Here is a 20,381-nt window from a genome sequence, read left to right on the forward strand (position 1 = left end):
AGCAAGTAATCTTAAATTCTGTTTAAAAGTGGGGAATTGGGGTGTAGGAATTATAAATTATAAATTATGAATTATGAATTATGAAGTGAGAAGTGGGAAGAATAAATAAAAATAATCTCCTGACCCCTGACTACTGGCCCCTGACTACTGACTCCTGACGACCGGCTCCTGACTACTGACGACCGGCTCCTGACTACTGACTACTGACTACTGACGACCGGCTCCTGACTACTGACGACCGGCTCCGAACCTTCTTAAAACTGATCACTGAATACTAAACCTGCTGGAAAGGGGTACAAAAAATGCTAGGATGGCGACAGCACAGAGAAAAGTGAAAGAAAGGAATATAGCTTTACATGGAAGAGTTTGACAAGTCAATATCCTTTGATGGCAGGGATATTCGACTAAAAATAGGGCTTTTAGCCCCCCAAGCTGGCGGTAGTGTTCTGATCCAATCGGGAGAAACGGCAGTTTTAGTGACAGCAACCACAGCCAAAGCCAGAGAAGGAGTAGATTTCCTACCCTTAACCGTTGACTATGAAGAAAGATTATACGCCGCCGGGCGCATCCCGGGAGGATTTTTGCGTCGTGAAGGTCGTCCCCCGGAAAAAGCAATTCTGACCGGTCGTTTGATCGATCGCCCCCTGCGGCCCCTATTTCCCAGTTGGATGCGGGATGATATTCAGGTGGTCGCTACAACCCTCTCGATGGATGAGGAGGTCCCCCCGGATGTTTTGGCCGTTACTGGGGCTTCCGTGGCGGTTTTGTTGGCAGGTATTCCCTTCCAAGGACCGATGGCAGCGGTGCGCGTCGGTTTACTGGGGGATGAATTTATCATCAATCCCACCTACAAGGAAATCCATAACGGAGAATTGGATCTAGTGGTGGCCGGTAGTCCCGAAGGGGTGGTGATGATCGAAGCGGGAGCCAATCAGTTACCGGAACGGGATATTATTGAGGCGATCGATTTTGGTTATGAAGCAGTGCGCGACCTGATCACCGCTCAACGGGAATTGATCGATCAGTTGGGTATTCCCCTCGTCACCCGAGAAGCGCCGGTAGTAAACGAAACCGTGCAGAATTTCCTGAGAGAACAAGCTAAAGAGGAAATTAAACAGATTCTCTGTCAGTTTACCCTCAGCAAAACCGAACGGGATGAGAAATTAGAGGCGATCGAAAATCGGATCAAGGAAACTATAACCGCTCTCCCCGATGAAGATCCCTTAAAAGCTCCAACGCTGGAAGAACCCAAGTTAATCGGTAATCTCTTTAAGGATCTGACCAAAAAACTGATGCGCGCCCAAATTATCGAGGATGGGGTGCGGGTTGATGGTCGCAAACTGGACGAAGTACGGCCGATTTCTTGCCTGGTGGGAGTTTTACCCCGTCGGGTTCACGGTAGCGGTTTGTTTAATCGCGGTTTAACCCAAGTGCTTTCGATCGCCACCCTTGGCACCCCCGGTGATGCTCAGGATTTGGGCGACGATCTCCATCCCGAAGATGAAAAACGCTATCTTCATCACTACAATTTCCCACCCTTTTCCGTCGGTGAAACCCGTCCGATGCGTTCTCCCGGCCGTCGAGAAATCGGTCACGGTGCTTTAGCGGAAAGGGCGATCGTACCTGTCCTCCCCCCACAGGAGGAATTTCCCTATGTGCTGCGGGTGGTGTCGGAAGTCCTCTCTTCTAATGGTTCCACCTCCATGGGTTCCGTGTGTGGTTCTACCCTGGCGCTGATGGATGCCGGTGTTCCCCTGAAAAAACCCGTTAGCGGTGCGGCCATGGGTTTAATTAAAGAAGGGGAAGAAGTGCGGATTTTGACCGATATTCAGGGTATTGAGGATTTTCTGGGAGATATGGACTTTAAGGTGGCTGGCACTGATTCCGGCATCACCGCTCTCCAGATGGATATGAAAATCCCCGGTTTAAGCATGGAAGTGGTGGCCAAGGCGATCGAACAAGCTTTACCGGCCCGCAAACATATCCTCGAGAAGATGTTAGCGACCCTAGAAAAACCCCGCACGGAATTATCTCCCCACGCACCCCGGTTATTGACGATCAAGATCGATCCAGATCTGATCGGGTTAGTAATCGGGCCGGGTGGTAAGACGGTTAAAGGGATTACTGAACAGACCGGCACGAAAATCGATATCGATGACGATGGTACTGTCACCATTTCCTCCACCGATGGGGAACAGGCCGAAAAAGCTAAACGACTGATTTACAATATGACCCGCAAACTCAATGAGGGTGAGGTTTATCTCGGTCGCGTGACTCGCATTATCCAAATCGGCGCTTTTGTGGAAGTTTTGCCGGGGAAAGAGGGAATGATCCATATTTCCCAATTGGCCGAGGGACGCGTCGGTAAGGTCGAAGATGAAGTGGCCGTGGGGGATGAGGTGTTAGTCAAGGTACGCGAGATCGATAGTAAAGGTCGTCTCAATCTCACTCGTCTCGGTATTCATCCCGATGAGGCCGCTGCTGCCCGTAAGGCTGCTACTGTAGTCTAGGTGAATTTTTTGTTCATGTTTAACTCTCGATCACTCGATCGAGGGTTTTTGTTTTATCGCTAAAATTGCCTAAAAACGGCAATAGAGACGCAAAAACCACGCCTCTATCCCGGTATTTTCCCTAGATAGGGTTTGCTGAATAAATCTAAAAACCTTGTTGGGTAAGACTTTTAGACTTTTTGTCAATCAAAAAGTACCAGGTATGGGAGTGATCAGGGGGAAAATCCCTGGACTTTTTCCCTAAAAATTAGGTAATTGGCCACCTCAAAACCGGTAAAACCCCACACCCCACACCCCACACCCCACACCCTGTCCCCACGAAAAACTTTTTCAGCAGACCCTACGTTGCGGGATAAACCAAAATCGCGATAGTATCCTCTCGGTCTGCCGGTCGTTAAACAACGGTTGCGGTGACGACTAGGAGCGCTATTGCGGGGTAATTCCTGTAATTTTTGGTGAATTGCCAGTTTTTCTTCAAAATCCTCGGCGGTGCGGAATTGTTCTTTTAGTTCCGCTCTTTTAGCTTCGTATTTTTGTCTGAGACGAGCGCGTTTTTTCTCGCGTTCTACCATCGATTTTTTTGCCATGGGGTTTCTCGAAAAAGATTTAACCTGTAAAGACAGCATTTTCTATTATAACCTGAAACACCGGTGACAAAGGTGACATTTCTTGATATTAATTCTTAAAGTCCTAGTTGCAAATTTTCTATGTCTGAACCGCCTCAATTTCTCCAACAACGTCTTTTTTATCAGGGTCGCGTCTTTCAATTTGAAGTCTCGAAACTGCGTTTACCTAACGGTGTCGAGGGAGAATGGGAATGTGTGCGTCATCCGGGGGGTGCTTTAGCAGTTCCAATCACCAAGGAAGGTCAATTAGTTTTAGTACGTCAGTATCGGTTTAGTTTGCAAGCTCGCATTCTGGAATTTCCCGCCGGGACGATTGATGAAGGAGAAGACCCTGCTACGACGGTAAAACGAGAATTAGAGGAAGAAGCGGGTTATCGGGCGCATAATTGGCAATCTTTGGGTAAATTTGCTCTGGCACCGGGTTATTCCGATGAATACATCTATGCTTTTCTGGCCCGGGATCTGGAAAAATTAAGCTTGCCCCCCGCTCAAGATGCCGATGAAGATCTGGAAGTGGTTTTTATGAGTTTTGAGGAAATGGAATCGGCGATCGCCAAGGGAGAATCGATCGATGCTAAAACTATTACTAGCTTCTATCTGGCCCGTTTAGCTCTTAATTAATCTTTTCAATCACCGTTTGTCCTAGTTGAATCAACTCAAACCCGATAAAAAGGCTTAAAATCACAGTGACAGCCTGATTAAGTAGGGGTATATTGCCTTTACCTAGAACAGAAGCGACGAATTTGACCACAACTAAAACGAGAGCGCTAACAACGGCGATTTTGACGGCTATCATAGATTAAATTTTTCCTCACGGTTAACCAGAGTATACTATTTCCAGACTTTTTCTGGCTAGTTTCATCTTGGGTTTGATACAAAATTTAGCATTTTGGTGGAGAGCGCTCCTGTCATTGCCAAAAATGCACAGGGTTTTTGTTAAGAATTGTAAAATGTAGTTAGATTTATTTACTCAGAAGGGGATTTATGTCTAACCAAGAGTCAATTTTTACGTTCCCTCAAAAACCAGCATATTCCTCCGTATTCAAATCCATTTTAGCGATAATATCGGTTATTTTAATTATTTTGGCAGTGATCGGCGGGCTAATGATGGTTAGTTTATCATTATGTTGGCCAGAACACAATATTTATCGATTAATCCTTGGCTTAGTAGAAGAATTTTTTAACCCCTTTGCTTGGATTAAAGTTCCCACGGTTGCTCATAGCTATCAATTATTATTACCCACGGTTATCCTGCTAATTTTTACGCAGTTAATCGTTTTCTTGTCTCCGCGTCCGCAAGTTTGGTCAAGATTAGTCATTATTTCTATCACTCTAGCTATAACCCTGCGCTATCTACTCTGGAGAATTCTGGAAACCTTAAATCTTTCTACTCCTCTCAATGGCTTTTTTAGTTTACTCCTTTTAGGAATTGAGATGATAATTTTAAGTAGTAGCATAATTCAGTTAGTTTTAGTCTTAACCACGAAGGATAGACGCAAAGAAGCTGATTTTTATAGCCAAGGGGTGATCGATAAACAGTATTTACCGACGGTAGATATCCTCATTCCCACCTATAATGAGCCAGCCTTTATCTTAAAAAGAACTATTATCGGTTGTCAAGCCCTTAATTATCCCCATAAAAATATTTATATTCTCGATGATACCCAGAGGTCAGAAATTTATGAATTGGCAGAAAAATTAAATTGTCATTATCTGACTCGTGAGGATAGAAAAAACGCTAAAGCAGGTAATTTAAACCATGCTCTCAGACAAACTCAAGGGGAATTAGTGGTAGTTTTTGACGCGGATTTTATCCCTTGTCGGAACTTTCTAGAAAGAACTGTTGGCTGGTTTCAAAACCCAAAAATTGCCTTAGTGCAAACGCCCCAAAGCTTTTATAATGCCGATCCTATTGCCCATAACTTAGGTTTAGAAAATATCGTTACTCCCGACGAAGAATTATTTTATCGTCATATCCAACCAGCTAAAGATGGGGTGGGTAGTTCTGTTTGTGCTGGCACTTCTTTTATTGTCAGAAGAAAAGCCTTAGAGGAAGTGGGATATTTTAATATAGAATCTATTAGTGAAGACTATTTTACTGGGATTGCTATCTCTGCCAAAGGTTATGAAGTTATTTACTTAAATGAAAAACTCAGTGCTGGTTTATCTGCCGAAAGTTTATCAGCTTATTTACGGCAAAGATTGCGCTGGGCAAGGGGAACTTTACAGGCCTTTTTTATCAAAGCTAATCCCCTAAAAATTGCGGGACTAACTCTACCCCAAAGATTGGCACACTTAGAAGGACTTTTATCTTGGTTTTCTCCCTTAGCTCGTTTATTTTCTCTGCTTATTCCTCTCCTTTATACCTTTGGTTATATAGTACCTTTTAACATTACTATTGATGAGACAATCTATATATTTTTACCCTACATGATGCTGCAGTTAGCCACTTATCACTGGTTAAATTCTCGCTCGCGCTCCATTATTTTTTCTGAGGTACTATCGATGATTATTTGTGTACCTACAGCCCTAACAGTTCTCCATGTTCTTTGGAAACCCTTTGACAAGGGATTTCAGGTGACACCGAAGGGAATTGCTCGCCAAAATTATCAATATAATTGGCATTTATCCTACCCATTGCTCTTTTTTCTCACCATTACCTTAATTAGTATTTTCTTTAATTTGCACCATCACAATTATCAAGCAAGTCCCCTAAATTTTGGCTTGATTTTGGCTATATATAACGTGGTTATTATCATGACTGCTTTAGTGGCTTTATTGGAAGCTCCCCTCACCCTAGAAACTCAATATCAAATGCTGGAATCTCCTGTTAACTTGATCACAGAATCGGATATAATTATACAGGGCAATCTAAAAAAACTTTCGGAAATAGGAGCAGAAATTCACCTAGGGGAACCCATCTACTCAGAAAAATTACTCCTAGATATTTTAGGCGAAAACTTGCGCCTATCGGCTCATCTAGTCAATCTAGAAAAACGAGGAAAAATCTGGCAAGCGACTCTTAAATTCCAGCCACTTACCCTATCAGAGCAGAGAAAGCTAATTACTTTTTTATTCTGTCGTCCCCAGCGCTGGCAACCGAAAAATACGGCGGGAGAATTACAATCCCTTTGGTTGTTAATTATCAGCTTTTGTCGGGGTATAAGCTTGATTTGGCGGGCATTTTTGAATGAAAAAACAGCCCTTTAGTTAAGTCAAAAGTCGAAAATACTTAAGTAGCTGGTTATAATTAAATTAAAAATAGATTTTAGGTTCGATCCCCCCTGCCCCCCTTGATAAGGGGGGTGCCGATCCCCCCTTAATCCCCCCTTGATAAAGGGGGCATCTGATAATTTTTAACGCCTACCTACTTATCGAAAAATTGCTGGCTGACTATTCTATTAACTGGCTTTTGTCTGTGATTGTACTCACAGTGCTATTCTTGTATTCTCACATTTGTCACTTGACCAAAACTTGACAGTATTATAATAGAAGTAACCATTCTTAGATGGACTGGTCTATGAACAATCGTTTATACCTTCACCTGACGGCTAATAAGGAAAAGGGGTTTGCCTTGCCTCTTGCCATGTTAATTGGACTTATCCTGATGGGAACAGGGATAACTGTGATGATGCGCGTCCAAGGGGATCAATCGAAAGTAATTGCCCAAAAAGCCCAGGCTGATAGTTTAACAAGTTCCGAAGCTGCAGTGGCTCGCGTGCGGGATTTACTGAATAGCGTTCGAGTTATGGCAACGGTTGATAGTAATTGTACTACTGGCGATTGTTGGGAGAGAGCCGAAATACCCACTGGTAATCCTAGTACCAATTTCCAAAGAGATTTAAAAAAATTAGCCATTGCCACCGCCTGTGGTAATACCAATCGTAATAACGAAATTGCCTACAAAATCCTCGCACCCACAGAACAACGAGCAGTAAATCCAGGATTAAGAGATTTGGCTAGTGGTGAATGGTTTGATCTCGGTAATAATCGTTATTATCGCGTGGTTAACTACGTTTATCTCGATGATACCGAGAAGACTCCCCCCTCTAGGGGTTTAGGTTGGGGAGTTCTCACCCTCGAAGGACTTTCCCTCAAAAGTGCCGCAACAGACCTAACTAACATTAATATCAATAGAGATAGTGGCGATAATGCCGCCTCGCGTAACCGCGTGGTGGTAACTATCCCTATTTTTCCTTCCCGTCCCCTCGCATTCACTCGCACCACGGTCCCGACTTTGTGGATAAGGGAGGGAGCCACGGAAGATCTCAGTCAAACTGACCAGATTACGGCCAGCAATCCGAATTATTCTGGCGGTGCTAAATTTCAGGGGGATGTGGTTATGAGCGACACCACGGAGGCCACAGGATTTGTCGAGGGGACAGGAACTTTGCGACCGAACCTAGAATGTTATATTAACCAAAATAATATTCAACAGCCCACACCCGCACCCAATACCCCCTACAAAGCGCAATTTGTCGGTGTGCCGGAGGAGAGGCTTGATTTCCCCAATTTACCGGAGCCTCCCAACGGTATTACAAACCTAGGAGAACTTACCAGTCCTCTTTTGCCTGCTCAAGAAACTTTTCCCAGACAGGGAGACACACCCACTACTCGCACGATTAACGGTCAAAGCGTACAGGTGTACGAGTATATCGTTAATAATATCAACTTGAGTGGTAACGATAGGATCACCATTACTCCGGGGCAACGGGTGGTTTTTTATGTTGGAGGTGATATTAACGGTGTCATCGAACACGACTGCAGCCGTGTTAGCCGACCCACGGTTTGTAAACCGGGCAATCTACAAATTTATGCCAATAATGAATTAGCTTCCACCGCGCCGCAAATTTGTCTGAGAGTGGGACAAAACCAAAGACTAGAAGCGTTTATCTTTGCTCCTGACTATTCCCTCGGTAAAACCGGTAACGGTGATTTCGTCGGTGCCGCCTGGGGTAAGAAGTGGGGCAAAATTTCAACCTGTGCCCCAAATAGCGGCGCAGTTGCTGTGACCCAAGGGGTAGAATGGACTGACTTAATCCAAAACCTGAAACCCAATCCCTTAAACACCTTGCCCCAACTTGGTAAGATTGCCAATTGGTGTGAGGAACCCATACCGGAGGAGGGTGATACCCCCACGGAGCCATCTAAGTGTGTACCCACTTTCCCAACTCCTTCACCCTCTCCCTCTCCCAGTCCCTAAAAAAGTTTAACTTATCGGGTTGATAAGGGGGGTTGAGGATTTAGGTTCAGGACAGGTTTTATTGGTGAAATCACAGCGATAAATTGCCGGTTTTTGCCAACTGAGGGGAATTTCCAGCAAATCCCTCGAACCGGTCATCCCTTGTCCCAGAAAGAGAGCCAGAGCGATACAATTGAGAATTGTATGGGCGATGCGCCAACGATGGGAACGGTCTTTATAGATATCTTCGACAATGGCCAGAGAGAAAATCATCAGTAATGATGCCGCCATGCCGATATAGTAGTGGGACCAGTACCATTGGTCCGAGAGTCGCCAGACCCCATCCTGAGAACCGATAATAATTAAACCCATGCCAGTCAAAGTGGCAAAAATTCCGCGCCAGAGGCCTTGTCTAGCACGGTAGAGACAGACCAAAGAGGCAATGGTGACAAAAAACATCAAAATCACAAAAATGACCTGAAAGGAGTCTAATTTTCCGTCTTTTTGTTTATCGACAAAACCATTAAAACCGTAAACGACCGAGTAAGCTAGTGCTAACAGGTTAACCCCTACCACTGTAGCGGTTAACCAGCGGCCTAAGCGTAGATGTTCTGGCCCGACCACTGGGGGAATTTTACTTTTATTTCCCGCGTTGGTTTCTAGGCGACGTTGACGGGTTTGCCAAGCAAAGTTAACTACGAGGCCGATAATAGGAAAAACGACCACTATCGCTAGGACAGGATGAATGAGAGCCAGAAAATCGACGAATTGCATATAAATATCCCGAAAATAGTCAGCAGAAAATCGTCAACAGTTGACAAGCTATAGCCTTGTTTTTTTTAGCTTATCGCAGATATCAGGAGGCAAAAGGGAAAAGGCAGGAGATAGGGTGATAGGGTGATAGGGTTTTGGGGTGATAGGGTGATGAGACAGCTTCCCCACTTCCCCACTTCCCACTCCCTTCTCCCCAATTCATAATTCATAATTCATAATTCATAATTCCCATCTCCCCACACCCCACACCCCACACCCCCACTTCGGCCTAGGAACCTCTTTGATAATCGGCTAATCTAAAAGCAGCAATCCCTAGATTCAATCCTGACTATGAAACTACAAGAACTTTTAACAACTATCCCTCTGGTTTCCCCGATTTCTTCTCCTATCGCTTCTATTACCGAGATTACAGGAATTTCCACCAACTCCCATGCTTGTCAACCGGGAGATTTATTTATCGGTTTACCCGGTACTCGCGTCGATGGCGGTGAATTTTGGCGTTCCGCTTTGGAAAGCGGGGCCCTAGCGGCGATTATCTCCCCGGCAGCCGCTGCTAAATTTCCCCCCCCGGAGGATGCTTGCGTAATCGTTGTGGCAGATTTAGTTACTGCCACTGCTGCGATCGCTGCTAAATTTTATCATTATCCGGCCCTTACCCTAAAATTAATCGGTGTGACGGGAACCAACGGCAAAACCACCACCACCCATTTAATTGAATATTTTCTCAGCCAAGCAAAGATTCCCACCGCTTTATTCGGGACTCTTTACACCCGTTGGCAAGGATTCCAAGAAACCGCCAATCATACCACCCCTTTCGCTAACGAGTTACAAGCTAGTTTGGCCAAAGCGGTGAGCGCCGGCAATGAAATCGCCGTCATGGAAGTTAGTTCCCATGCACTGGCCCAGGGACGGGTACAGGGTTGTACTTTTCCCGTGACGGTGTTTACCAATCTCACCCAGGACCATCTCGATTATCACCTCGACATGGAGGATTATTTTGCCGCTAAAGCTAAATTATTTAGTCCCGATTATCTGCAAGGTAAGGCGATTATTAACCTTGATGATGAATATGGTCAACGTTTAGCGGCCTCCCTGTCTCCCCAACAGGTTTTAACCTATAGTGTGTCCGATGCTCGTGCCGATTTTTATACTAAAGATCTACACTATCAACCCACGGGAGTAGAAGGGGTGATGGTGACTCCCCAAGGGGAAATAGCCTTTGCTTCTCCTCTGGTGGGTCAATATAATCTGGCTAATCTCTTAGCGGCGGTGGCGGCAGTGTTAGAATGTGGTGTAGATTTAGGGACAGTAATCGGTCAAATTCCCCAGTTTTCAGGAGTACCGGGGCGGATGGAACGGGTTAGCATCGCTCCCGACCAAGATATCAGCGTCATTGTCGATTATGCCCATACTCCCGACAGTTTAGAGAATGTTTTAAAAGCAACACGTCCCTTTATTTCTGGTCGGATGATTTGTGTTTTTGGTTGTGGCGGCGATCGAGATCGGACAAAACGGCCGTTAATGGGGAAAATAGCGGCAGAATTAGCAGATTTAGCCATAGTTACCTCCGATAATCCCCGCACAGAAGCTCCCGAACGAATCCTTGAGGATATTATCGCTGGCATTCCCCCAGAAATTACCGTACAGGTAATTAGCGATCGCGCTTTAGCCATTGACACGGCTATTCAAACAGCACAACCGGGAGACGGAGTAATTATTGCGGGTAAAGGCCACGAAGACTATCAAATTTTGGGGACAGAAAAAATCCATTTCGATGACCGCGAACAGGCCCGGGCTGCTTTGATGAAAGGGAAAAAGTGATTAGAGGTGATGAATTATCAAGAAAAGCTAAGATTACTTGACAATTTATAGAGGTCGCCAATTGTCAAATCTGTGATAAGCTAGAAGAGTTTAGGTAAAAATCCCAGTTAGCAAGCAACCGCTATCTTGATAAGTTGCCTCTGCGTTAACTAAGCAATGACACTAAAAGACGTTGTTTTAGTCGATAACCAAGACTAGAGGCGCACTTTGACTGTCTAGAGTTTCAGTATAGTTTTAGACTCTGGGAGACCCTCCCTCTTGAGGAGAATCTCCCAGAATACATTGTTGAACTGTGTTAGCCAAAAAGTATTGGTCAACTGGTGACTCTATATGACCTACTGCCTTAATCCCGACTGTCCTCAACCGAAAAACGCCCCAAAAGCGTTAATCTGCGAGAGTTGCGGTTCAAAACTTCTTCTGCACGACCGCTATCAGATCCTAGGCATTTTGGGAAAAGGAGGGTTTGGGGCAACCTTTGTCTCATCGGATTTGTCTCTACCAGGTAACCCCCTATGTGTGGTTAAACAACTGCGACCTTCCACTGACGATCCTAATGTTTTTCAGATGGCCAGGGAACTTTTTGAGCGAGAAGCGGAAACCCTGGGAAAACTGGGCGTTCATCCGCAGGTTCCCCGATTATTGGACTATTTTGAAGATAATCAACAGTTTTATCTAGTTCAAGAATACGTTAAAGGTCATAACCTGCACCAAGAGGTAAAAAAACGCGGACCGTTTAGCGAAGCGGGAGTCAAACAGTTTTTAAGTGAACTGTTGCCGATTTTGAAATATATCCACAAACAAAAGGTAATTCATCGGGATATCAAACCCGCTAACCTAATTCTTCGGGAAACGGATCGAAAATTGGTTCTGATTGACTTTGGGGCTGTCAAAAATCAAGTTAACACTATTATTGTCAATGTCAATTCTCAAACTGCTTTCACTAATTTTGCCGTGGGTACCCAAGGTTTTGCCCCTCCCGAACAGATGGCCATGCGTCCGGTCTATGCTAGTGATATCTATGCCGTGGGAGCTACCTGTATCTATCTACTCACGGGCAAATCTCCTAAAGCGCTCGAAGTTGATATTAATACAGGTGAATTACTCTGGGAAAAATTAGTCAAGGTGAGTCCCCAGTTTGCTAAAGTCCTGAAAACAATGCTGGAAGTCTCCGTCCGTCATCGCTACAAATCCGCCCAAGAGGTAATGGATGCTTTAGACATGACCGCTTATGCCGATAGTCTAGCCCAAAGTTTAACCTCGGCTCCAATGGTTACTGCCCCGAAACCACCACAAGATTCAGGTCAAATACTCACTTCCTCAGTTTCTGGCACTATCAACTCTAAATTTCGCTCCAAAAATAAAAATTCAGGGGCCTCTCCAGATAATCTGTCGGGGGGACAGATCGCCTTTTCAACAACCAATACAAATACACCATCTAGAAACAAAGACCACAGCAGCGTAGATATAACCTTATCGAAGAGAAAACGCCGCTTAGATGAAAAAGCGATTTTCGATGCTTACGATAACGGCCGGCGCAATTTCGCCCAGGAGGACTTATCGAATCTCAATCTGTCTAAAGCAAAACTTTTGGGGGTAAATTTCTTTCAATGCAAATTAACAGGCACTAATTTACAAGGGGCGGATCTATCCAATGCGGATCTGGGCCGGGCTAATCTCACTCAAGCTATTCTCAAAAATACCAATTTAAATGATGCCTATCTCGGTTATGCAGACCTGGAAGAGTCCGATTTACGCGGGGCGAATCTCACCGGAGCCAATCTTCGCTACGCTCATCTCAAAAACGCTAATCTTTGCGGGGCTAATCTCTCTGATGCCCAAGTAACTCAAGAACAAATCGCCCTAGCAAAAACCAATTGGTTAACAGTTATGCCCAATGGTAAACGCGTTTACTGGTAATCTTTCCTTATGAATTATGAATTATGAATTATGAATTATGAATTATGAATTATGAATTATGAATTATGAATTATGAATTATGAATTGGGGAGCAGGGAGCTTTTTTCAGTGTTGCCAAAGGCACGGCGTAGCCGTCCAGTAAACAGTGGCCAGTAAACAATAATCAGTAATCAGTGAAAAGACAGTAGGAAAATTCGATTTAATACTGTCACTTAAAACTCAAATCTGATAACTGATAACTGATAACTGATAACTGATAACTGATAACTGATTTAACCGCGGCTTTCCTTAAAGGTTTTGTAGGCGGTTTCGGAGTCGAAAATATGGCAATAATCAACGATTCGCTTCATTAATGCCCAAGAAAACTTGGTTTCTTTCAGGTGACTACCCCAATTTTCTTTGAGACTAGCGTGAACTTTGCGGAGGTTATAGGAAGGAATCGCCGTCGAGATATGATGGGGGATATGGACATTAATATCGTGACAGAGAATTTCTACCCAACGGGGATAGCTACAGTGAACTGTCCCTTCTAGTTGCGCTACAGCTTGATTCCAGTCTTCGGGATAGGAAAATTGAATATCGGGGTCCGTGTGATGGACAAGGGTAAAGGTACTCATCCAAAAATGATAGACAAACCAAGGTACCACCCAAAATTTAACCAATCCCCAGACACCAGTGTAGAAAATGAGGGTTGGGAAAAAAATAGCGGCAAAAACTAGGACGACAATCATCGAAAAGCGGGCTTTTTCCCGTTCGTTCTCCTTGAATTGTTCGATGTTGAAGTGTAGAATAGCCCAGTGGGCGATAGAACCAAGCCACCAGAAACGACCGCGAATGCCGCGATAAAAGAGACGCACTAAGGGATTGGCCGAGTTAAAAGCTTCTAATTCCCACGGATCCCAAGCATTATCTATAGTTACCATGTTAGTTTTAGCATGATGGCGATCGTGGAGGAAACGCCAGCAGTGGAAGGGATAGATAAGCGGTAAGAGGAAAATATGACCGACAAGATCATTAACCCAGGATCGATTAGAAAAAGACCGATGACCGCAATCATGGGCGATGACAAAAAATCCCGTTAAAGCTGTACCAGTGAAAATCCAAGCTAAAGGCAGTAAATACCAGGGAGAATAAACTAGCATTGCATAACCCGCAATGACCGCCAAAATATTCGCAATCACTCCAAACCAAGCTTTAACTGGGTCTTTCTGGAAATATTCTTTGGGAATGGTTTTAATAATATCTTTCAGTTTAAAGTCTGGCTCGATCGAGGTGATCAACTCCCCATGCAATTTATCCGTCGTTGCCGTCATGAAATCTCCAATTACACTTAGGTGAACCCTTGACAAGAAATCAGCTAGGAGGTTTGGCTAAATTCTGCTCCTTACCACAAGCCAATTTTTTTGTCAATATATTTTTAACTTTAATTAATAAACTTCCGCGAAGCTTAATAATCCTTTACTTTATATAACATAAGAGGGGATTTTCTGTTTTGGCAAAATTTGACGGCGGGTACATCTCATTTTTGTAAATCTACCAATTGGGATTTTTACGGAGAAACCCCCCTGCTAAAATCGGGCGTTGTTTCTGATTTTACCACTCAATCCCAGCTTTTGGGGGGTTCTACCCCCCAAACCCCCCGTTGGGGGCGTGGCGCCGCCCCCAAACCCCCCGCGCATTAGTTTTTCGGTGGGATGCTTACACGCAGCTGCTGATACATTTGTGGCGTTTTTAACGATTAGCCGTGTTTTCTAGGGATTTAATCTCCTCTTGTACCTTACGGTGTTCGCGATTTAACTGTTTTTTGACCGATTCGGGGAGTTGTTCCTGTTTTTTCAGGGCATTATTAAAGTAATCCAATGCCAGTTTCAAAGAGCCAGTATTTTTATCCGTATTGCCTTGAATTCTCAGGATTTGACCCTTCAGATACATTAATTCTGGATTATCGGGGGTCGCTTTCAGAGCGTTATCGATAAACCGCAAAGCCTGATCGTACTGCTTCAAATCGCGGTAAGCTAGAGCTATACCTCGATCAACCAAGTAATCAGGACTTCCATAGGTTTCTAGCCGTTGAATTGCCTCTTGAGGGCTAGAAAAGGGTAGATTAACCGCTAAAATCAAATCCATATAACCCTTTAACAGGTTCAATTCCGGATCCGTAGGATTAGCCTTTTCTGCGGTTTCCAAATACTGAAACACCTGTTGTAATCTGGGGATAGCCGATACTGCTCCTTCGGTTTGAAAAACGTAGGTTCCCTCTAAAAAACTCCCCACCGCTAGATACAAATTTCCCCTTAAAGGGTCGCTACCCTGCATTTGCTTGGCCGCTGCCTTAGTTTTCTCGGAGTAGGTTTTTAGGGTGTTCCAATCCTGGTCGGTAAAAGCAAGAGAGGCCCGCATAGCATGGGACAAAGGTTCTTGGGGTTCCTTTTCTGTGGCCTCAACAATTAATTTTTTTGCCTCTAGATAGTTACCTTGTTTAAAAATAGCGTTAAAAGCGGCCTCGGTCTTATCGCCAATCGGTCGGGGATTGTTTTTGCGGAAAGGATCTCCGGCTAACCCGGGACCCATCCAGTTAACCATTACCATAACAGCCAGGGAAGCACCGATCGCCATTTTTTTCGTTAAACCTAACCTCAGCACCATGGTCAAAAGTCTCCTTGAGCGAATGAAAAAATCTGTCACAATAGAAACGAGTTTCTAGACTTAATTTCCAGTTATTTTCCTGTCAATGCTTTATCTCAAAGATGTGGTTTATCATCCTCCCGCTGCTCTCAATCCCATTTTACAGGGGATTAATCTCGAATTAGCCCCCCAAGAATTAGGTCTGATTGTCGGGCCCAGTGGTTCCGGAAAAACGACTCTTTTGGAAATTTTAGCAGGCTTTGCCGATAAAACAGCAGGGACGATTCACTGGCGCGACCAAGAATTAACGGTGCTGCATCTGCAACAATTAGGAGGAATCGTTTTTCAGTTTCCCGAACGTCATTTTTGCGGTAAAACCATCCTTGAGGAGTTGCGTCTCGGTCATCCGGAGATTAAAAGCGATCGCCTAACAGAGGCCCTAAAGGAGGTAGGATTAGAAAATATTCCTCTGGATACTTCTCCCCATAATCTTAGTGGTGGTCAACAGCGTCGTTTATCCCTCGCTGTCCAGTTAATCCGGCAGCCTAATCTGTTACTTCTCGATGAACCTACGGCCGGTTTAGATTGGTCGATGCGTCGTCAATTGGCCAAACTTCTCGCTAGTCTCAAACAACACTGGACTTTATTAGTAGTTAGTCACGATGCCGGAGAATTACTCCCCATTGCTGACCGTCACTGGAAAATTGAACAAGGACATTTGAGGGAAGTGAAAAATGAAAAAACAGATAGTTGAGGTTTTCGGGTTTTGCGGTATTAGTTGAAATTTCCCCACTCTCCTCATACCTCATACCTGATTACTGATAACTGATTACTGATAACTGATAACTGAATTAATGATCCTTCCTGAATTATTTGACCTTTGGCAAGAAACCCTAGAATGGCAACCCGATGGGGCCCAACAAGCGCGATTTCAACAACTTTATGAGTTGATTTTAGAGGGTAATCAACGTTTTAATCTCACCCGAATTACCCAACCAGAGGAGTTTTGGGAAAAACATCTTTGGGATTCTTTATCGGGTTTAGCCTGGTTACAAAAATCCCAGCCAGATCTATTGACAAAATCCCTATCAGTCATTGATTTGGGGACCGGGGCCGGGTTTCCGGGGGTGCCAATTGCGATCGCATATCCCCATTGGTCGGTGACTCTCTTGGATTCCACCCAAAAAAAGATTAATTTTCTTGAAGAAGTTATTGACAAATTAGAGTTAAATAACACGAAAACTCGTTTAGGTCGGGCGGAAATCGTCGGGAAAAACCTTAAACATAACTGTGCTTACGATATCGTCTGTTTGCGTGCGGTAGGTAATGTGGATATCTGTGTTAACTATGCTTTGCCTTTCCTGAAAAAGACCGGAATCGCTATTCTCTATCGTGGTCAGTGGTCCGAGCAGGATAGTTTAAGTTTAGAGGAGAATCTAGGGAAAGCTGGCGGTAAAATCCTCGAAATTGCCAGTTTTACCACTCCCTTAAGCCAAAGCATCCGTCATTGTCTATATATCTCCAAGGGATAACTTTAAGCAGTGAGAGGATGAAAAAAGAAAGCCAGGGCCAGAATAGCATAGGTAGCTAAGAGTAACATTCCCTCTAACCAATTCGATCGCCCATCACTACTAATCGAATTAGCCAACCACACCGCCACAGCCACTGCTACTAGCTCAAAGGGATTAAAATTTAGATCCATGGGCTGACCGATAATATAACCGATGATAACCAAAACCGGAGCCACAAACAGGGCGATCTGCATACTGGAACCGACGGCCACAGATACCGATAGATCCATTTTATTCTTAAGGGCGACGGTGACAGCCGTAGCGTGTTCGGCTGCATTACCGATAATAGGCAAAAGAATCACCCCAGTAAACAGCGCCGTTAAACCTAGCTGTTCCGTAGCCTCCTCTAGGGATGCCACCAATAACTCCGATTCTACGGCCACGGCGATAGTAACGATCAATAAAATCAAAGACCAAAACCAGATTTTCGGCCTTGCGGTGCTTTCTCCAGTGCTTTCCTCCTCGATACCGGCAACCCCGACATCGTAGAGATAGGTGTGGGTTTTCATGGAAAATAAGAGACTTAAACCATAGACGAAAATTAACACCACTGCCACGGCCACGGATAGACGTTGCAGGACTGCTTCCCCGACTCCCGTGGAGGTAAATTCCACGGCAGTGGGTAAAAGAATCGCCACCACCGCTAAATTCATAGCTGAAGCATTTAAACGAGCGGTTATCGGTTGAAATTCCTGTTCTTTGAAGCGTAAACCGCCTAAAAACATCGATAATCCCATAACTAAGAGTAAATTACCGATAATTGAGCCAGTAATCGTCGCTTTTACCACATCGATGAAACCCTCCCGCAAAGCGACATAGGCGAGAATTAATTCTGTGGCATTGCCAAAGGTGGCATTCATCAAACCGCCAATATTTGGCCCAACCACCACCGCAATCGCTTCCGTGGCTTCCCCCATGTAGGCTGCTAGGGGGATAATGGCTAGACAAGCGGTGATAAAAACTACCGTTCCGCCCCAGTGTAACAGGGAACCCGCGATCGATAGCGGTACAAAAATCAATAAGATGGCGAAAAAGGTATTTTTGCTTAACATAAAGTGGGGAATTTTGTCAAGATAATTTTATTTCGATTGGGTCGGGAACTGAGGGGGACTAGAATCGGATTTTAGCCAAAATTCCCCAGTAGAACCGGTTATTATCCATAATATTGCCCTAAAACCGTCTCTGAGTGACTTTTCTAGGGGTTCGGGGGGTGATTGGGAGGGAACAGTTACCGGTTTAATCACGATTCCGCGACTACCAAAAACAATTTCTCCCACTAATCGCGCCCTTCTCATGTGATTATCGGAAGTGACTAGATAGACACTATCAATACCTTGGGCTTTCAGTTGATCGGCTAGGCTAGTAAAGTTAGTGACAGTATCTCGCGCATTGTAATCGAGATGGAGACGTTCTGGAGAAATTCCCGCTTTTTTAAAAATCTTTTTCACATATCGTCGCGGACTACCGGAAGACACCCAAATCGGCAGCTCGGGATATTCCTTAGCTAATTTTGCCGCAAAACGTTCTCGATCGGCATGACCTCCCAAAACAAAAATCGCTTCTGGTTTTAGCCACTGCTGACGCAAATCGTGGTATAACCAGCCTAAACTCGCCAAAATTAGCGGAATAGCCAGCAATTTTAACCTAGATTTGCCTAACTTCCCTTGCGGAGAAACTCGCTTTTTTCTGCGAGAATTAGCCTTGAGAACCATATATCAGTGATCGGTGATCGGTTGTCAGCCTTCAGCTTTGTGGATTAAAGTGATCGAGGGTGAGGATCATCGAACTCACTTGACGTAGGAGATGGGGATTTTATTCCCCAACTGACCGATAATTTTCCCGGAACTCAGGTTGATTGATGGGGTCGCTTACATCCCCCACCAACGGGCCACCGCTTCGGGAAGGGGGAGCAAAATACTTAATAACAAAGCAAGGGAAAATAGACCTAATAAATCTCGTTTATTATCCAATTCCGTCACATCATTTAAAGCAGGTTGATCGCTCACTGGCATGAGTAGGAGAATAATCGCCCAGAGTAAAAAATCTGGTTGCACTAGGGCTAAAATAAACATGAATAATCGAGTTAATTGACCGATAATTATGGCGGTTTTCTGCCCATACATGGCGTGAACAATATGACCACCATCCAATTGACCCACAGGCATTAAATTTAGGGCTGTAACGATAATTCCCACATAACCGGCCACCGCTAAAGGATGTAAATGGATGGCTTTTCCTGCGATTAAATCACTGCCGAAGGCTAGTTTAGCTACGATAGACAAGAGAAAAGAAAACTGCGGATTTAAGGCCTGAAAATTTAATAAACTGCTTTGATTGGTTAGGGGAACTATTTCCGAGAGGGACAATCCCCAAAACAGTAGAGGAATAGCGATAATTATACCCCCCAAAGGACCGGCCACCGCCACATCAAATAAAGCTTTACGGGTGGGTACAGGGGAGCGCATTTGAATAAAAGCCCCGAAGGTGCCGAGGAAGAAAGGAATGGGGATAAAATAGGGCAAAGTAGTTTTAATTTTGTATTTAACTGCTGTAAAATAATGACTGAATTCGTGCAGTCCTAAAATAGCAATTAAGCCTAAACTGTAGGGTAAACCTTGTAATAATAAACTAGGATTATTTTCTAATTGTTGGGCGGTAATGCCACTTAATCCCGCACCGATGTCCGTGGTAGTTAAGAGAGTTAATAACAATAAACCCAGGGCAAGAAAGGGGCGAGTAATTTTTTCAGTTTCTATAGTTTCTGTTTTTTGCTGCCAGGGATTAGCCACAAGAGCGAAAAAAGGTTGTCCCTGAAAACTTTCTTGGAAAAGCAATAAAAAGCGATCCCCAAAAACCTTTTCCACATTGTTTTTAATCACTTGATAAGCTTCTTCGGGAACCGCTCGCAATTTCCCCCGACAGAGAATTGCTTGGGGACGATAATCGATATTTTGCAGATAATAAATACCCCAAGGAAAACAATCTCTTAGGGATTTTTCCTCTTCGGCAGTGATCGGTTTTAAATCATTTTTAGGTGCAGGATTATCAATATTTTCTAGGACTAAATTCGCTTTTTCCAGTGGTGATGGGGGGCTTTCTTGGGGAGTAACTCGACCCTTTTGTACTAGCCACCAATACAAAAAAGGGCAGATCACAAAAGGGCCGACCAGCAAAAATGCCGGCATGGGGGTATCCTGTCCATAGATTAACGTCCAGCCGGTCCAAATAAGAGCCGGAGTCATCAGGACTAACCAAATTAACCAAATTGGTGTTGTCGTGATTTTGGCCACGCTACGCTTGACGATAAAATAAGTGAAACCGCCAAGAATCCCTAATAACAACCACATTTCCATAT

15 protein-coding genes and 1 pseudogene are annotated in these 20,381 nt (G+C 44.3%); 8 read left to right on the plus strand and 8 right to left on the minus strand.

Features of this window, described 5'->3' with window-relative positions; all coding sequences use genetic code 11:
* Positions 1–356 precede the first annotated feature (356 nt).
* On the plus strand, positions 357–2,510 hold the full coding sequence (locus tag LW728_RS00865; RefSeq protein WP_004268249.1) for a polyribonucleotide nucleotidyltransferase: 2,154 nt from the start codon (positions 357–359) through the stop codon (positions 2,508–2,510).
* A 341-nt stretch (positions 2,511–2,851) separates the two neighbouring features.
* On the opposite strand, the pseudogene rpsN reads toward LW728_RS00865, so the two are convergent.
* Positions 2,852–3,097, minus strand: a pseudogene (rpsN, locus tag LW728_RS00870) (30S ribosomal protein S14); the annotation flags it as partial.
* 120 nt (positions 3,098–3,217) lie between these two features.
* On the opposite strand from rpsN, the gene LW728_RS00875 reads away from it, so the two are divergent.
* Positions 3,218–3,757 (plus strand): NUDIX hydrolase, encoded by a 540-nt coding sequence (locus LW728_RS00875; RefSeq protein WP_004268241.1) that lies wholly within the window; start codon positions 3,218–3,220, stop codon positions 3,755–3,757.
* Here LW728_RS00875 and LW728_RS00880 read toward each other — a convergent pair.
* Positions 3,750–3,932, minus strand: a complete 183-nt coding sequence (locus LW728_RS00880; protein WP_002739991.1) for a hypothetical protein — start codon at positions 3,930–3,932, stop codon at positions 3,750–3,752. The two genes, LW728_RS00875 and LW728_RS00880, sit on opposite strands and share 8 nt — an antisense overlap.
* A gap of 188 nt (positions 3,933–4,120) precedes the next feature.
* Here LW728_RS00880 and LW728_RS00885 point away from each other — a divergent pair, with 188 nt between their 5' ends.
* Both LW728_RS00885 and LW728_RS00890 read left to right on the plus strand, forming a co-directional pair.
* The gene (locus tag LW728_RS00885; protein WP_287764721.1) at positions 4,121–6,346 is read left to right on the plus strand and encodes a glycosyltransferase; all 2,226 of its coding nucleotides are present in this window, start codon (positions 4,121–4,123) and stop codon (positions 6,344–6,346) included.
* Positions 6,347–6,656: 310 nt separating this feature from the next.
* Positions 6,657–8,339 carry a DUF7305 domain-containing protein gene (locus LW728_RS00890; protein WP_287764724.1) on the plus strand — a complete coding sequence of 561 codons (1,683 nt, stop codon included), beginning with the start codon at positions 6,657–6,659 and terminating at the stop codon, positions 8,337–8,339.
* A 6-nt stretch (positions 8,340–8,345) separates the two neighbouring features.
* Here LW728_RS00890 and LW728_RS00895 read toward each other — a convergent pair whose 3' ends face one another.
* Positions 8,346–9,092 carry a DUF4079 domain-containing protein gene (locus tag LW728_RS00895; RefSeq protein WP_287764726.1) on the minus strand — a complete coding sequence of 249 codons (747 nt, stop codon included), beginning with the start codon at positions 9,090–9,092 and terminating at the stop codon, positions 8,346–8,348.
* A gap of 330 nt (positions 9,093–9,422) precedes the next feature.
* Between LW728_RS00895 and LW728_RS00900 the strand changes: the two genes are divergently transcribed.
* Positions 9,423–10,913 (plus strand): UDP-N-acetylmuramoyl-L-alanyl-D-glutamate--2,6-diaminopimelate ligase, encoded by a 1,491-nt coding sequence (locus LW728_RS00900; protein WP_287764728.1) that lies wholly within the window; start codon positions 9,423–9,425, stop codon positions 10,911–10,913.
* A gap of 330 nt (positions 10,914–11,243) precedes the next feature.
* A complete protein-coding gene (locus tag LW728_RS00905) occupies positions 11,244–12,830 on the plus strand; it encodes a serine/threonine-protein kinase (RefSeq protein ID WP_287764730.1) in 1,587 nt (528 codons plus the stop codon).
* Positions 12,831–13,102: 272 nt separating this feature from the next.
* On the opposite strand, the gene LW728_RS00910 is transcribed toward LW728_RS00905, so the two are convergent.
* Positions 13,103–14,143: a fatty acid desaturase gene (locus LW728_RS00910; RefSeq protein WP_004268232.1), complete on the minus strand. Its 1,041-nt coding sequence runs from the start codon at positions 14,141–14,143 to the stop codon at positions 13,103–13,105.
* A gap of 418 nt (positions 14,144–14,561) precedes the next feature.
* Positions 14,562–15,476 carry a Sll0314/Alr1548 family TPR repeat-containing protein gene (locus tag LW728_RS00915; protein ID WP_287764732.1) on the minus strand — a complete coding sequence of 305 codons (915 nt, stop codon included), beginning with the start codon at positions 15,474–15,476 and terminating at the stop codon, positions 14,562–14,564.
* Between the two features lie 85 nt (positions 15,477–15,561).
* Here LW728_RS00915 and LW728_RS00920 point away from each other — a divergent pair, with 85 nt between their 5' ends.
* Positions 15,562–16,209, plus strand: coding sequence for an ABC transporter ATP-binding protein (locus tag LW728_RS00920; RefSeq protein WP_004268229.1), 648 nt, complete (start codon positions 15,562–15,564; stop codon positions 16,207–16,209).
* 100 nt (positions 16,210–16,309) lie between these two features.
* Positions 16,310–16,987: a 16S rRNA (guanine(527)-N(7))-methyltransferase RsmG gene (rsmG, locus tag LW728_RS00925; RefSeq protein ID WP_287764734.1), complete on the plus strand. Its 678-nt coding sequence runs from the start codon at positions 16,310–16,312 to the stop codon at positions 16,985–16,987.
* A gap of 2 nt (positions 16,988–16,989) precedes the next feature.
* Here rsmG and cax read toward each other — a convergent pair whose 3' ends face one another.
* From cax to LW728_RS00940, 3 genes are all read right to left on the minus strand, one after another.
* The gene (gene cax / locus LW728_RS00930; RefSeq protein WP_287764736.1) at positions 16,990–18,078 is read right to left on the minus strand and encodes a calcium/proton exchanger; all 1,089 of its coding nucleotides are present in this window, start codon (positions 18,076–18,078) and stop codon (positions 16,990–16,992) included.
* A 27-nt stretch (positions 18,079–18,105) separates the two neighbouring features.
* On the minus strand, positions 18,106–18,738 hold the full coding sequence (locus tag LW728_RS00935; protein WP_004268220.1) for a YdcF family protein: 633 nt from the start codon (positions 18,736–18,738) through the stop codon (positions 18,106–18,108).
* A gap of 156 nt (positions 18,739–18,894) precedes the next feature.
* A complete protein-coding gene (locus LW728_RS00940) occupies positions 18,895–20,379 on the minus strand; it encodes a site-2 protease family protein (RefSeq protein WP_287671522.1) in 1,485 nt (494 codons plus the stop codon).
* Positions 20,380–20,381: the final 2 nt, after the last annotated feature.

The sequence above is a fragment of the Microcystis sp. 49638_E5 genome (assembly GCF_021300285.1).
Classification (GTDB): Bacteria; Cyanobacteriota; Cyanobacteriia; order Cyanobacteriales; family Microcystaceae; genus Microcystis; species Microcystis aeruginosa_C.